Source organism: Embleya sp. NPDC127516 (assembly GCF_044765325.1).
Classification (GTDB): domain Bacteria; phylum Actinomycetota; class Actinomycetes; order Streptomycetales; family Streptomycetaceae; genus Embleya.
The window spans coordinates 1-15,217 of sequence record NZ_JBIWJT010000045.1; the positions used below are offsets into that span (position 1 = coordinate 1).

9 protein-coding genes and 2 CRISPR repeat arrays are annotated in these 15,217 nt (G+C 71.0%); all 9 genes read right to left on the minus strand.

Going from position 1 to position 15,217, the window contains the following annotated elements; genetic code table 11:
* Positions 1 to 1,250 precede the first annotated feature (1,250 nt).
* A CRISPR array of direct repeats spans positions 1,251 to 1,935; the repeat unit is 27 nt; unit sequence CGGCTCACCCCCACCTGCGTGGGGACT.
* 249 nt (positions 1,936 to 2,184) lie between these two features.
* Positions 2,185 to 2,700, minus strand: coding sequence for an ATP/GTP-binding protein (locus tag ACIRL2_RS46525; RefSeq protein ID WP_395873488.1), 516 nt, complete (start codon positions 2,698 to 2,700; stop codon positions 2,185 to 2,187).
* 299 nt (positions 2,701 to 2,999) lie between these two features.
* Complete coding sequence (locus tag ACIRL2_RS46530; RefSeq protein ID WP_402241066.1) at positions 3,000 to 3,329, minus strand: hypothetical protein; 330 nt, start codon at positions 3,327 to 3,329, stop codon at positions 3,000 to 3,002.
* Between the two features lie 1,508 nt (positions 3,330 to 4,837).
* Positions 4,838 to 5,051: a CRISPR direct-repeat array (repeat unit 30 nt; unit sequence CGGCTCACCCCCACCTGCGTGGGGACTTCG).
* A 238-nt stretch (positions 5,052 to 5,289) separates the two neighbouring features.
* A complete protein-coding gene (locus tag ACIRL2_RS46535) occupies positions 5,290 to 5,994 on the minus strand; it encodes a hypothetical protein (RefSeq protein WP_402241068.1) in 705 nt (234 codons plus the stop codon).
* An 87-nt stretch (positions 5,995 to 6,081) separates the two neighbouring features.
* Positions 6,082 to 6,645, minus strand: a complete 564-nt coding sequence (locus ACIRL2_RS46540) for a hypothetical protein (protein ID WP_402241070.1) — start codon at positions 6,643 to 6,645, stop codon at positions 6,082 to 6,084.
* A gap of 883 nt (positions 6,646 to 7,528) precedes the next feature.
* Positions 7,529 to 8,095, minus strand: a complete 567-nt coding sequence (locus ACIRL2_RS46545) for an SH3 domain-containing protein (RefSeq protein WP_402241071.1) — start codon at positions 8,093 to 8,095, stop codon at positions 7,529 to 7,531.
* A 13-nt stretch (positions 8,096 to 8,108) separates the two neighbouring features.
* Complete coding sequence (locus ACIRL2_RS46550) at positions 8,109 to 8,840, minus strand: nuclease-related domain-containing protein (RefSeq protein WP_402241072.1); 732 nt, start codon at positions 8,838 to 8,840, stop codon at positions 8,109 to 8,111.
* A 788-nt stretch (positions 8,841 to 9,628) separates the two neighbouring features.
* Positions 9,629 to 13,870, minus strand: coding sequence for a LysM peptidoglycan-binding domain-containing protein (locus ACIRL2_RS46555; RefSeq protein ID WP_402241074.1), 4,242 nt, complete (start codon positions 13,868 to 13,870; stop codon positions 9,629 to 9,631).
* Positions 13,867 to 14,337: a pilus assembly protein TadG-related protein gene (locus ACIRL2_RS46560; RefSeq protein ID WP_402241075.1), complete on the minus strand. Its 471-nt coding sequence runs from the start codon at positions 14,335 to 14,337 to the stop codon at positions 13,867 to 13,869. Before ACIRL2_RS46560 ends, ACIRL2_RS46555 begins: the two co-directional genes overlap by 4 nt.
* Positions 14,338 to 14,639: 302 nt before the next feature.
* Positions 14,640 to 15,068, minus strand: coding sequence for a TadE/TadG family type IV pilus assembly protein (locus tag ACIRL2_RS46565; RefSeq protein ID WP_395871023.1), 429 nt, complete (start codon positions 15,066 to 15,068; stop codon positions 14,640 to 14,642).
* Between the last annotated feature and the right edge of the window lie 149 nt (positions 15,069 to 15,217).

Genomic DNA, 15,217 nt, shown 5'->3' on the forward strand with positions numbered 1-15,217 from the left:
AGGCCCTGCTTTCATGCGCTCTCAGCGCCGAGACCACTCCAACGAGAACCCAAGTCCTATAACCCGACGCCAAGTTCGGTATGACAACGGCTTCTAAGAGGGGTGCCGCGCTGTCTCTTGTGCCGATGACGGCACTGATGCCTGTGCCGTTGCGGCCATGCGCGGGCCAAGGGATGCCGAGGTCCCGGTCCAGCGGGTGAATCCTGCGGCCTCGGCCCTCCACGTGCGGTTCGGAGCACACGTAGACCAGGACGGAGGAGTCGTCCAGGCAGAGATAGGTTCTGGAGGGTTTACCGACTGTGATCTGAATCGGGCATTTGCGGCAGGCATTCTGCCTGAATTCGCTTCGTAGGACAACGATCGCTCGCGCTTGGTATCAGCATGTGCGCTCCCGTTGGGCGTTGACATCGGTCACCCGCCAGCCAGCGGCGGCCGAGTCACGCGTGACGACGACGCCCTGGACGCTTCTGGACGCTGTCGTCACGACTTCTGCGGGCGTGCCGTCCCGGTTCGTGGCCCGTCGACCGCTGACGTCGATACAGTCCTCCAGCGTCACGGTGGGTACCGTCGCGGCCAGCGAGACGCTCACGCTGCGCGGGGAGTGGACGATGGGCCCTCGGACCGTGATCCCATCGTCTGAGGTAGCCGAGGCCAGCCCCCGAATTACGGCGGCTGCCCGACCGGTTGCGATGCGATCCAGCTCCGCAGTGTCCAGCGCGGCCCCACCGGTGACCCGGATCTGGAGGTCCCCGTACCGCCCGTACACCTCGAGCGCAGCTGTCCGGGCAGTCTCCTCGGGGCTCGGGACCGGCGTGGACTGGCTGGACGGTGGAGCCGGCGGCGGAGTGCTGCGTGCCGCAGTCGTGCCGCCGTCATCGCCACCACACCCGGCAACCGCCAACAGCACCACGGTTATCGCAGCCGTGCCCGTGCTCCGCCCCACGTGTCCCCCTCGGTCGTCGATCACGCACCGTACCGAGGAAGTACCACCATGACCACAGCCGTGACCACCGAACGAACACTCGAAGCCGAAGCCGGCCGACTTGAGACCTCGCCCAGCGTGAGTCCACGGCGAACGAGAACATGCCGAGGGGCCGGACGGTTACCGAGCATCGGCACCGGAAACCCCCACGCAGGTGGAGGCGAACCTCGAACCTGAGCTCTGCTGCGTCAGGCGACCGGCCGCAACCGTCACGAAGTCGGCACGGCGCTGTGCCGCTACCGATCGTCGGCCGGTCCATGACCCATCGCGGCTCGCCCCACCTGCGTGGGGACTTCGGTGTCCCACAACGGTCCGGTGGTCGCCAGGATGGCTCACCCCACTCGCGTGGGGACTTCCGAAGGGACTCAGCGACGACCGACGGTACGGGCGGCTCACCCCCACCTGCGTGGGGACTTCGCGTCGTGGGCGGCCTGCAGCGCGGCCGTGCGCGGCTCACCCCCACCTGCGTGGGGACGGGGGTGGTAGGGATTGCCTCTGCGGCTCACCCCCACCTGCGTGGGACTTCCGCCACGACCGTTGATTGCCGGTCGGCAGATTCGGCTCACCCCCACCTGCGTGGGGACTTCGTGGCTCAGCCCCCAACGAGATGAGAAAGAGACGGCTCACCCCCACCTGCGTGGGGACTTCGAGGCATGACCCACTCCCTACTTCTTGGCCGACGGCTCACCCCCACCTGCGTGGGGACTTCATTTCGTCGTCCGAGACGTCTTGGAGTGTCGGCGGCTCACCCCCACCTGCGTGGGGACTTCAGCCCCACCGGCGAGGCCACGACCCGGCCACGCGGCTCACCCCCACCTGCGTGGGGACTTCTGCGGATCGTGATGCGATCGGACACGAGATCACGGCTCACCCCCACCTGCGTGGGGACTTCGCACGGACCGTAGGGCCTGTACTCGTAGTCGTCGGCTCACCCCCACCTGCGTGGGGACTTCACTTGCTGACCTGCAGGTTCTTGGAGGCTTTGCCGATTCGTGATGCGAATCGGGCTATTGAGGCAAGGCCCCTGCCTGAATTCGCTTTTGAGCCAACGCTTGGGCCAACGACCCCTGGTGAAGGCGACGTTATCAAGCGAATCATCCCGTTAATGACGTTGGCCCGGAGAGGTGAACGTATAGGTTCAAAGTATGGGCACGGCACCGACGGATGCCCGCGCTTGGCCAGGGCCCTGGCTCGAGGGCACGTCAGGACGTCAGCGCCTGCATCTCGCCCGCACGGATGTCGCCGACCGTGGTGGTGCGAGTGGCGGCCAGGGTGCCGGTCTGTCCGCCACCGGCCCACGTGATGCTCCAATGGGTGGTGGCGGTGACGACATGAACACCGGGTCGCGTGTACGTATGTCCGCAATCAGGGCTGGGATGCGCACCCCGCGCCGGACTGTACGGCGTGCCCGGGGTGGTGCAGGTGACGACGGCGCCGTCACCCATCGTCCAGGTGATGCGGTCGACCCGAGCCGTCGCGGTCACCGACAACCCGGGAACAGCGGCGGTCGCCGTCGCCGGACCCCACGCCGCCGGGGTGGCGTCGACCCACAACCACGTGGGCAGTCCGACCAAACCGGTCTTTCCGGGGCCGGGGGTGAGGTGCACCGCAGGCGCGTCCAGGGGGATCTGGGCGGAGGCCTGGGCTCCGAGTTCGGCCGGAGTGGGCGGCGGGACGACGTTACCGCCACCGCCGGGATTGGGATCGATGCTGCCCATGCACTGGGTCACGTTCAATACGCGCGCCGCCCCCGGACACTGCGTGTCGTCCGGGTCCTTAGGATCCACCGCCACCGGAGCCGTCCCGGCACCCGTCCCCGCCGACACCGTCGAACCCCCGCCCGAAGGCTTCCCAGGTGGTTTTCCGGAGGTAGCGGCTCCCAAGCTCAACTCACTGCCGTCACCGCCCAGTTCGATGTCCACACCAGGCGGCAGCGGCGGGGGTGTCGGGGTAACGGCCCACGCGTGAGCGGTGCCGGCCACCAAGATGAGCGCCGTAGCCGTTATGACTCGGTTGGTCAGCATGTGCGATCCCTTTCCGAGCGCATGTCCGCGATCACCCAAGAGCCTCCGGCGCTCGGCTGTTGGGCGATGAAGGTCTTGACGTACCTGGGCGACTGCGTGGGTGCGGAGAACGGCTTACCAGTGTCTCGGTAGACCGGGACGCGTTGACTGGTGTCGATACAGTCCTCCACCGTGACCGAAGGCGGCGTACCGGTGAGTACTGTCATCACCACCTTCGGAGCCTTCACCCCCTGCGGCCCGCGCACCACCACCCCGTCGTTGTCGACCTGGGTCACCACGCCACGCAGGAGTGCGGCGGCACGGCCCGTTGCGACCTTGGCCAAAGCTCCTTCGTCAAGCGGGTCGCCGCCCTCCAATGCCGCCTGAAGAGTCCTGAAGCGGTCGTATACCTCGAGAACCTGGGTTCGTGCCGCGTCCTCGGCACTCGCCGTGTGTGGGACTGGGCTCAATGGCGGAGCCGATGAAGGACGGGGCTTCGGCTTGGACTCGTCCGCCCCACCGCACCCTGCCACGGCCACCACCGACAGCAGCATGGCTATCGCGGCTGTTCCCCTACTCCGACTCACACGCCCTCCCCGACGATCCGATCACACAACGTATCGAGGAGGTGTCGCTGGTCCCAGACCTGTGACGACTTCAAGTCTCTTCCAGGAGGATCACGCACATGCAAAATGGCACTTTATCTAGCTTTACGCACTGTGAAATGTGAACGCGGGAAGCGCATGGAGCCTGCCTGTGCGGAGGGACGTTGCGATCTGGTGCGTGGGCTTCGCCAGCGCCTCTCACCACCGCCGCCGACACTCAACCGTTGAGCTACGAACGCGCAACGCAGCCGACTCCACGGCGGCGCCTCGTAACGAGCCACCACCAGGCCGGGCTTCGGATCGTCGCCCCCTCCCGCTTGGGAACTTCCGATGGCGCACGTACTGATTGCGCCCGCCGGCCGACTTTGATCGGTGGTTGCCGGGTCGTAACTCCCGCCTGAGGGCACGGGTTCGAAGTCCGGGCCAACCCCGCCTCCCAGTCAACGCACATCCGCGTCCGGTGAGCTTTGCGCCACCCCGTTATGTCCGGGATGACGCATGCTTCGTCTTCTCCGGACGGCTGCCCAGCCGGCCGTCAAGGTTCCGGGACGCTCGCATTCGACTCCGGGGGCCGCCGTCGCCTCGGCCGTCCTGGTTTCGTGCCGCACTCACACCACTTCGATACGCTGCCTTCCGCCGTGATGAGACACCTCACGGTGTTTGCGGGTCAAGCTGCGGCCGGGATCTCGGCTGGGAACGCGGTCCGGTCGAGAAGGTCAGCGAATGGCGATCGAACACCGACTCGTGCAGCGCGTCGATCCGATCACCGGCGTCCCGGGCGAGCGCGATGCGACTCTCGGTCTCCTGGGCGTTCCCGGGCAGGGCAGGGCCGGTGGGAGGCCGTCGATGAAGTGTTCGCCGTCGGGGCGCAGCGGCACGATGTGCAGGGTCAGCCTGGGGCGCGGGCTACCGGCGTGAGGTCGTCGCTGGGCTGGAACATGAGGGCTCGGCTCATGTCGGGGTTGCGGTGCTCGTCCAGCAGGGCCAAGCGCAGGGACGAGCCGGGAGGAGCAGCGGGGCGGGTTCGTTGTCGGGCACGGCGGGTTCCGTTCGGCGCGGGGTGGTGGGTCATCGGCGCCGGTGGGGGTGGGCCGTAGGGCGCCCAGGTGGGGCGGCCGCGGCGGGGCGAGCTGCGGTGGCGTTGCCCAAGTGCTCCTGGAGGCTGCCTAAGAACGCGTTCAGCGCGGTGGCGGCGGCCTCGAGCGGGGTGAGCTTCTCCGCGAGTTCGAGGTACGGGGCGGTGAACTCGGCTCGCCCCCACCTGCGTGGGGACTTCGTGCATGCGCTCGGGTCTGCTCGAAACTGGGCCGGCTCACCCCCACCTGCGTGGGGACTTCGAGGACGACATTGCGGAGGGCCTGGACGACGAGCGGCTCACCCCCACCTGCGTGGGGACTTCGGGTTGGCGCGGGCAGAACGCGTCATTCGGCGCGGCTCACCCCCACCTGCGTGGGGACTTCTCTTCCTGACCTGCGGGTTCTTGAAGGCTTTGCCGATTCGTGATCTCGATCGGGACATTGCGGCAAGATCTCTGCCTGAATTCGCTCCGGGCGAGCGACTCCGCGTAGAGGGCAGCATTATCGAATGGTTCATCCTGTTCACGTCGTTGGTCGCGTGGATGGGTATGTCGGTTCGAGGTACGGGCACGGCACCGGCGGACAAATAGCCCGCACCGCCGGGGACGTGGCCTGAGTGCGAGTCAGGAGGTCAGTGCCTGCATCTCGCCCGCGCGGATGTCGCCGACGGTGGTGGTACGAGTGGCGGCCAGGGTGCGGGTCTGCCCACCGCCGGCCCAGGTGATGGTCCAGTGCGTGGTCGCCGTGACGGTGTGAACACCGGGCCGAACGTACGTGTGTCCGCAGTCCGGGCTCGGTTGCGCACCGCGGACCGGGGTGTACGGAGTGCCGGGGGTGGTGCAGGCGACGACGGCGCCGTCGCCCATCGTCCAGGTGATGTGGTCGACCCGGGCCGTCGTGGTCACCGACAACCCGGGAACCGCCGCGGTCGCCGTCGCCGGACCCCACGCGGCCGGAGTGGCGTCCATGCACAGCCAGGTGGGCAGGCCGACCAAGCCGGTCTTCCCGGGACCGGGAGTGAGGTGCACCGCAGGCGCGTCGAGCGGGATCCGTGCGGCCGCCTGGGCACCGAGGTCGACGGGCGTCGGCGGCGCAGCCCCGCCACCACCAGGAGGGTTGGGGTCCATCGTCCCCATGCAGGACGCCGCGTTCAGGACCACCGCCGCACCGGGGCACTCGGTGTCGTCGGGATCCTTCGGATCCACCGGGGCGGGGGACGAGTTCGTCCCGGCCGGGGTGGTGCTGCCGCTCGTCCCGCCGGTGCCGCCGGGACGCCCTGGGGTGTTCACACCGAGCGTCGCGCCGGACCAGTCGATGTCGACGCTCACGTCCGGCGGTCGCGGCGGGGGGCGTCGGCGGCGTGGAGCCGGTGGGAACGGTGCCTACGGTCAGGCTGACGCTCAGCCACGCGGTGATCAGCACGTGCGGTCCCGTTCCGAGCGCATCCCCGCCACCTGCCACACACCGGACGCGTTGCGGGTCAGGGTGAACGTTTTGACATACCGCGGTGATTGGGACGGGAGCGCGTATGGGCTCCCGTCCCGATTGGTCGCGTAGCGTGCGCTGGTGTCCATGCAGTCGACGACCGTGACAGTGGGCATGCCGGCGTCGAGGGACACGGTCACTGTGGGGACCAGGGCACCATCCGGACCGTGTGTCGTGATCCCGTGCCGCGCGATCTGGTCCGCCGCACTGCGTGCCAGATCGGCCGCCGGTCCGGTCGCGAGGCGATCGACCGTCGCTGCGTCGAGTGGGGTGCCGGCGTCGATCGTCAGCTGGAACGCTCGCCACTGCCGGTACACCTCGAGCGCCTGGGTCCGCGCGGTTTCCTCAAGGCTCGGCGCCGTGACGGCCGGGCTGGACGGCGGTGCCGGTGGCGGGGTGGTCCGTGCCGCAGTCGTGCCGTCGTCGTCACCGCCGCACCCGGCAACGGTCAACAGCAGTACGGCTATCGCCCCCGTGGCTGTGCTCCGCCGCACGCGTCCCCCTCGGTCGTCGATCACACACCGTACCGAGGAAGTACCACCACGACCACAACCGTGACCACCGAACGAACACTCGAAGTCGAAGCCGGTCGACTCTGACAACCTCGTCCAGCATCAGATGCCCACGCGAACGAGGGCAGGCCGATCGGCCGTACAGTTGCCGAGCATCGGCGCCGGAAGCCCCACGCTGGTGCGATGTAGCCGTGGCGGGCCATGGACCGGCCGACGATCCCGTGGAAGTCCCCACGCGCTGGGGCAACAGAACTCCGGACCTATCCGGGAGCGCGGTCACGTGGTCGAGCGCCGGCCACCGCGAGGGCACGTCCGGGCGTCACCACAGGCCCAGTTTCTCGATGACGTGCGCGGCCTTGGGCAGCTCGGGGCTGGGGGCACGCCCGCAGGCTGGGCGGTGACGGGTACGTCGGTGCGCATGCGGATCATGTCGCCGCCAGCGCAGCACATCGACCCAAGTGTCGTGCAGGGCCTGCCCTTTGACCGTTCCGACCCCAGGTCGAGCGATGTCTGTACCTATCGTCACGGGTCAATCACGCTAGTGTTTGCCGAGCCCGGCGTGGTCGAGGCGGCCATGTGTCGGGCTTTCGGGGGGCCTCATGTCGCGTCGCAAGACGTTCGATCCGGAGAGTGTTCCTGCGTCGTGGTGGAGTCGTGATGATGTCCAGGCACGCCTGGCGAATCTTGACATCGGCGGCCTGTTCGGGCTGTATCTGGCGACGTTCGAGGCGTGTACCCAGACGCAGTTGGCACGGATGACGGAGCACCGCGCATGTTGCTTCATGCGCCGGAGCCGTCCTCGCTGCCACGCTCTGCGCACGGCCGCCGGCCGACTGAGCAGGACGCCTCCTTACGCCGGCCCGGGTCAGCAGGTGGGGAGCGTGGCCGGTGCTTGGAGCCACGCCACGGGCGCGTAACCGGTGATGCCGTTGTCGGTGGTCACGCGTGCCCACAGGTTGCTGCGGACTCCGTGCCAACCCCACGTGGTGGGCCCGGTGCTGGCGCAGGTGGCGGTGAGGTCGGTACCGACGGGCACGGTGGTGACGCTTGCCCCGGCTCCGGGGCGGGCCCGAACGGTGAGTCCGATCTTCTGAAGCGCCGTCACGGTCGTCCGGGAGGCGGGTGGTTCGGCGGCGAGGGCGGCGGGAGCCTTGCCCGCCTCCGTGCCGGACGGGGAGGCGGCGACGGATTTCGGGGCGGCCGACGTCGTGGGGGTGCTCTTGGCGGCGGACTCGGTGTCGGGTTTGTCGTCGCCCAGGTCCAGGACGCTGCATCCTCCGACAACCAGGACGAGCGCGATGCCGCCGTAGAGCGCCATCCCGCCGAACGAGAAACCGTCACCGCCACCGCCGCTTGCGCGGGGAGGACGGGTGCCGGGCTTGCGACGCAGGTGTGAGCGTACGCGTGTGTAGCCGGGTGGAACGTCGGACACGATGCCTCCTGAGTCAGTGGACGTACGGGGGGAGGGCAATCTCGGCGCGGGCCACAAGCGCGGCAACGCTGCTCTCGTCGAACAGCCGCGGTCGGGTGCCGAGCCAGTCGCGCAGCGCCTCGGCGGGCAGGACGGTGACCCCGTCCACCACGGCTCCGAGCCGGGGTAGGTGTGGTTGGCCGTGGATACTGACCACCGCCTGCACGCTCACACCCAGTGCCTCTTCGGCCTGCGCGGCTTCCCACCGGACCGTGCGCAGGGCCTTGTCCTGGGGATATCTGCCGTACCACAGGCGGCCGTCGGCGTCGAAGCGCGCGCGGGACTTGGCGGACGTCCAGGTCTTCGTGTCGAGATACACGACCCCTCCGCCGCCGCAGAGGACGTGGTCCAGGTTCGCCCGGGACCCGGGTATCGCTCGATCGTGCAACGCGACCCAGCCGCGGGCCAGGGCCAGCGACCGGGCGGTACGCCGCTCCCCCTTGGCGCCCTTGGCCCAGCGATCCGCCGTGAGCGAGCGCGTGTACGAGCCGCCGGTGAGGGTGGCGCCCACCACGATCCCCGCTCCCGCCCCGAAACTCGCGGAGGCGGTGACCGCAGCCATCACCCACCCGGCGACGGAGGCTATGCCCGCAACCAACGGGGCACGGCGCAGGGCGACGCGATGTCGCGCCCGGCGGTGGGCGCTGCGTATGGAGCGGGATTGACGGGCGGCGGACGCCCCGGCACCGAACGTACTGCGGACCATGCGCAGCCTCCCCCGAGACGGTCCTCCCCTGGACCTCGACCACAATAGCGATCCGCTCCGACACGCACCGTAAGATCCCGCACGCAGCGTGCCGAGCGTCCGTTCGGAACGCAGCACGCTGTCGCCTTTTGGCCGCAAGCGATGGCCGACCGGAGCCCTTCCGACGCGTCGCGGAGACAGAGAAGCGATCGAATTCCGGCACGTTTTTGGGGACTTCGGAATCGAGGTTCCGGATCTAGGATTTTCGTTGCACTCGCGTGGGACTTCCTGGCCCCCACCCGCGCGTAGTAGGTGTAGTCCGGCTCACCCCACTCGCGCGGGGACTTCTAGGCTTTCTTGAGCGCGTCCGGAAGCCCGCCCGGTTCGCCCCCACTCGCGTGGGGACTTCTGCGAAACGTCGATCCGCATCCGGGGGAAGAGCGGCTCACCCCCACCTGCGTGGGGACTTCTCGAGGAGCGCGGTTAGCGGGTCGTCGATCGGCGGCTCACCCCCACCTGCGTGGGGACTTCGCGGAGGGCGGGTCGCTGGGCTCTTGCCACTGCGGCTCACCCCCACCTGCGTGGGGACTTCCCTTGTTGACCTGCGGCTTCTTGGGGACGTAACCGATACGTGATCGGATATCTGGGTAATCAGGCAATGGCTTGCCTGATTTGCCTTCCGCGATCGAGTGTTCGGGCACCTGCCCCTCTGCCCTTCTCGGAAAGCCTAGCCGGGTCGAACTCGGTGGATCGTCGGTGGCGCGCACGGGGCCATTGACCGTGCGTGCGCGGGTCGGGTGGCGACTCCCCTACCCCGCGGCGCGGGAGTTGGTGGTTCGGCGGCGGGCTTCGAGGAGGGAGCGGAGGAGGTGGATGGTGTCGTCTTCCATGTCGCAGCCGAGGTCGTCGAGGAGGCGGTTGAGGCGGGCGGCGTAGGCCTCGAGTTCGTTGATGTCGCCGGAGAGGTAGGCGGCGCGGAACATCAGGCGGTAGAGCATCTCGGATTCGGGGCAGACCTCGAGGCCCTTGCCGAGGGCGAGTTTCGCGCCGCGGATGTCTCCGTCGCGTAGGCGGAGTTCGCCCAGGCGGGCGGCGACGTCGACGATCGACGAGGTCATGTCCTGGCGCAGGTACTCGGCCCAGATGTAGCGGCGCGGGCTGGTGCCGCCGAATGGGCGTCCGCGTACCAGGGACAGTGCGGTGGTCAGGTCGGGGCCGCCCAGCGGGCCCAGGCGCATGCCCTTCCGCGCCAGCCGCTGGAAGCGGGTCCAGTCGCAGGTGACGCCCGGGGCGAAGCGGTAGCCGGCGTCGCCGATCATGGGCAGGTAGGGGTCGCCGTCGGGGTTGGTGCCCAGCCAGCGGCGGAGTTTGCTCATCGCGGTGTGGCGGTTGGTGGCGGAGCCGCTGTCGGGCCAGATCGCGGCGTCGACGTCGCTGTGGCCGAGGCCGGGGTTGAGTACGAGGTAGGCGGCGAGTTCGGTGAGGCGGGCGCGTTTGCTGGCCTCGGCGGGTTCGCCCACGCCGACGATCTCGACCGGCCCCAGGACGCGGATCTCCGGTCCGGTGTGGCGTGTGGTGGGCACGCCGGTCAGCGCCGGTTCGGCCTCAGCGGATGTGGATGCAGCGGGCTCTGCGAAGGGGGAGGTCGTAGGCAGAATCCTCGAGGAAGTCTCGGCCATGGTCTCCTCCCATGCCTGGGCCCAGGCGGCGTCCTCGTCGTCCGGGGTGGGCAATGAGTCCAACCAGGCACTGACGTCGGCGTGGTCGTCCTCGGTGGATGGTGCCGGGGTCGATGTCGGATCGACGTCCGCCGCTCGGTCGTCGTCACCGGGTTCGGGCTCGACAGACCCGAGGAAGGACCTGAACGGGGCGACGGGCGGGGCGGTGGAGGCAGCGGAGATGGGCCCGGCAGTGGACGTGGAGGTGTCTGCGGTGTCGGCCGTGTAGGTGTCGCGTTCCGGTTCCGCAGGTGGGGCGGGCGCGTCCTCGACCACAGCCACGCCCTCGGTCGGCTCCGACTGAGGCTCGGGGCCGACCTCCGGCTCCGGCTTCCGCTCAAGGCCGTCCGCCACCGGATCCGGATCGCCGACGGCGTCGTCGGCCGCGCTGTCGCCCGCAGAATCCGCGCCGCTGTTCTCGATCGGCGGTACGACGCCGATCGTCGGGTTGTGCAGCGGCTTCGCGGGCGGGTTCGGCGACGTGGGGCTGCCCGGGAGCGGGAACGCGGGTACCGCGGTGGGTACTCCGCGAGCGACCAGCGTTCCGCTGTCGAAGGGCGGCTCGGCGTAAGCCGTCACGCGGATGACACCGCTTTCGGGCGCGGCCGCCACAGCCGTGTCGGCCGCCGTCGACGCGGCCGAGTCGTTCGGCGGCGCCACCACGGAAGCCTCCGCGACAGCGTCCCCGGTCGCCTCGTCGGTCTCCGGCGCGGGGTGGCCCTTCGTGTCGCCGGCGGCGGTGAAGATGCCCACCAGGTCCGCGAGTTCCTCGTCGGGCAGGCGGTGGAGGGTGGCCTCGGCGTCGAGGCCGGCCAGCGCGGTCGGGTCGGGCCCGGTGGGCAGGGTGTACCAGTGCTCGGGGGTCTCGGAGCCGGTGGGCGCGGGGGCAACGACGGCCCAGGCGGTGCGGGTTGCGTGGCCTTCCAGGCGCCGCAGCGCGGTGATCGCGTCGGCGTCGAGGGGCTCCCGGGACAGCACGATCTCCGGGGGCCAGGTGTCGGGGGCGGCGCCGATGGTGCGGGCCGCGCGGGCGGAGGGCGTGTACTCGCGGGTGAGGACCTCGGCGCACGCGTCGTGCCATCCGGCCAGGCGGGACAGCGCCTCGGCGGGCGATGCCGCCCGGAAGACCTTCTGTCCCGGAAGGGGGTCGAGGGCGCCGAGGTCGTCGTCGAGGCCCACGACGGTTACCGAAACGTCCTCCCCGCGAGGCCCGGTCAGCAGGGCGACGGCCAGGGTGCGCAGGATCTGCCGCTGCTGCTCGGGGGTGCCGTCGAGGAGGGTGACGGGGCAGGACTCCAGGTCCAGGAGGACCTCGCCGATGGCCGTACGGGCGATCGGGGCCAGTGCCGGGCAAGGGGCGGGCAAGACCCGGGCGCGCTCGGGGCCGACCAGGGGCGCGTCGACCGGGCAGAACCAGCGGGTGGTGTCGCCGTCGACGGCGTTGAAGGGCGCGATGGGCGGTTCGGCGGTACGCAGGCGCAGTTCGAGGCCGGCGACGGTGAGGTGGCCGGTGGTGAAGGCGGGCATCGGGCGGCCCGCGTCGGCGAGTTCGATGCCCAGGGTGCTCAGGGCCAGGTCGAGGAACTCGGCGCCTTCGGGTCGTTCCGCCGCGCGAAGACGCTGTTCGTACGCTGCCGGGCCGGGGGCGGGCATGGCGATGCGCCGGTGGGCGCGGCGTTGACGCTGCTGGAGTCGTCGGCGCACCCCCACGGCGGCGATCAGTCCGGCGCCGGCGAGCGCGCCGACGCCGATGCCGATCGGGACCAGGGACGAAGCCTCGTCACCGTCGTCGCCATCGTCGCCGTCGACGGCAGCGGGTGCAGCGGGCGCAGCGGGCGCAGCAGGTGCAACGGGCTGTGCCGGGGGCGCGGGGGTGTCGGCCACTGCGGGTGGTTGCGTCGCGGGCGCCCCCGTGGACGGCGGTGCCGGCGCCTGAGCCGTTTCGACCGGTGCGGGCTGTCGGGCACCGGGGTCCTGCGCGGGCGGCGCCGGCACATCGGCAACCGGAGGCTTTTCACCGGGCGGCTGAGCGGGCGGAACCTGAGCAGGCGGAATCTGGGCCGGCGGCACCTCGGCGGGTGGAACCTCGGCGGGTGGAACCTCAGCGGGCGGCGCCTGCTCAGACGGTGCCGCGGTGGCGCCCCCCGCACCAGGCGCCGCGCCAGGATCCGCCGCACGTGTCGAGGGCGCACCGGGCACGGTGTCCGGAGCGACCGCCGCAGGAGGGGCTTGCGTATCCGGAGCGACCGCCGCAGGAGGGGCTTGCGTATCCGGAGCGACCGCCGCAGGAGGGGCTTGCGTATCCGGAGCGGCTGGCGCGGCCGGAGCAGCCGGTGCGGCGGGAACAGCCTGCGTCTCCGAAGCCGCCGGCAAGTTCAGCACCCACCCGGTCTCGATGACGTCGGGATCGGTGAGCGCACCCCCGTCGGGCTGCGGACGGTCCTTGTTGGCCGCGAACAGCGACGTCCAGTCGGGGTCGCCCAGTTCGCGCTGCGCGATGTCGGAGAGGGTGTCGCCCGAGCGCACGGTCACGGTGCGGGGCGTGTCGCCGGCGGGTGCCCGCGCTGGGGCGACGGGGTCGGCGCTCTCGGGCGCGGTCGCGGCGGGCGGCGTGGTGGCGGGCGGTGTGGTGGCGCGGGCGCCGGCCGGCATCCGCAGGATCCAGCCGACGTCGATGTCGTCGGCGGCGCGAAAGGTGTGCCCGTCGGTCATCACGCGGCCGTCGTTGAGTTCGGCGATCTCGTGCCAGCGGGCGCCGTCGCCCAGGGTGCGTTCGGCGATGTCCCACAGGGTGTCGCCGCGTTGGACGGTGTACGTCGCCCCGGCCGGGGCGGCGCTGCCTCGCGCGGTGGCCGGCGCGGCGGGCGCGGCCTGCGCGGTCGATTCGACGCCGGCGGGCGCGGACGCGGCGGCCACCGGGGCGGCGTGCGCGGCCAGGGCGGGCCCGCCGGACATGGTCAGCGCCAGGCCGCCGAGGAGGAACGCGGCCAGGCGTTGACTCCAGCGGAACCCGCGTACCGCCCGGCGGGTCCGGCCGCGCAGCGCCGCCGGGATCTCCCAGAGCACGGAGCCGGCCAGGATCGCCCACGCGAGCCAGCCCACCGCGAGCGCGGCGACGTAGGCGATGCCGGCGTCGGCGGGCCGCTCCAGGAGCGCCTCGAAGGTGAGGTCGTCGCGGTCGGGGAAGCGGGGCGCCAGGGTGCGGGTGGCCAGGAACAGGACGGTGGGCATCGCGGCCACAACCGCGGCCAGCGCCACCAGACTTGCCAGGGCCCGCAGGGGCGCGATGGGGGCGCGGCGCCGGCGGTCGGGGGTGGGACGGGTGGCGGTCATGATGTTTTGCCCTCCGGTGCGATGACGCCGTGGACGAGGGTGACCCGCGCGGTGGCGGAGACGGATCCGTCGGTGAGCATCCCGCTGAAGACGGGTTTGAAGGGGACGGTGACGGTGACGGTGAGCGTGACCCGGTCGGCACCGACCGACACGGTGCCACTCGCGCCCGCGCGGGCCAGGTAGGCACGGGCGGTCGCGGCCGGGACGCCGGGGTCGGGGCTCATGTGGACCGCGCCGTCCTGGATGGCGGCGGCCGGGTCGATGGCCTGCGCGGCGGCGCGCGCGGCCTCGGCGGCGAGGCTGTCCGCGCGCTGGACGGCGCGCAGTCGGCCGCCGCCGTCGACGACCAGCCCGATCAGCAACAGGACCGCGATGGCGACGCCCGCGAAGAGCAGACTGATACTGCCCTCGTCCCGCGCCCCTTGGGCCCTTCGCCGTCCCGGCAGCGGCGACTGCGGCTCGGGCACCGCGCGACGTGCCCGCGACCCCGGCCGCGTCCCGGGTCCGGGGCGGCCGGCCGGTTCGTCGGGCGCGCCCGTGTACGCGGAAGCAACGTCGACGCAGCCCGCAGTGGCGCGATCGCGGTGCCGCCCACACGAGTACGCGGGAGCGGTGTCGACCCCGCCCACTCCGGCACAAGCGGTGTCGATCCCACCCACTCGACCGGAAACGGCGTCGACCCTGCCCACCCCGACGAAAGCCGCGTCGCTCCCACCCACCCGGCCGAGATCCTCGTTGTGCCCGCGCCGACCCGCGAGCATGGCGCCGCTCATCCCCGCGCCCGATAGGTGTCCAGTGGGGACACGAACGTGGAAGTCATCGACTTGGTCCCCAGGTTGGGCAGGCCGGGCGCGGCGAGATCGCCGAGCGGAAGGCGGCAGGTGACGGTCGCGGTGACGGAGGCGACGGTTCCCACGGGCGCGTTGAAGCCGGAGGTGTCCACGGTGACCGTGGTGCTCGCGCAGTGCAGCCCCTGCTGGGACAACGTGGCACCGGCCGCGCTGACGGCACGGCTCTGGGCGTCGCCGGCCGTACGGGCCGAGGTCGCGGCGCGGGCGGCGGCCTTCGCGGCGGCGTCCACGGCCGATCCCGCCAAAGTGACCCGGCCGGCCAGCACGCCCAGCAACAGCAGGGCGAGCAACGCCGGGACGAGGATGGCCACTTCGAGAGCGACCGAGCCGGTGTCGCGACCGTCCACGCGAGCGCGCCGCGCCAACCCCGACACGCGAGCGGTCGCGACGGCAGTCGCGGAGGCGGTCGCAACCGCGGATCGGGGGGCGGTCGCAGGGGTGGGGGCAACCGCGGACACGGAGACGGTCACGGAAGCCGCCCCACCTCGGGCACGGT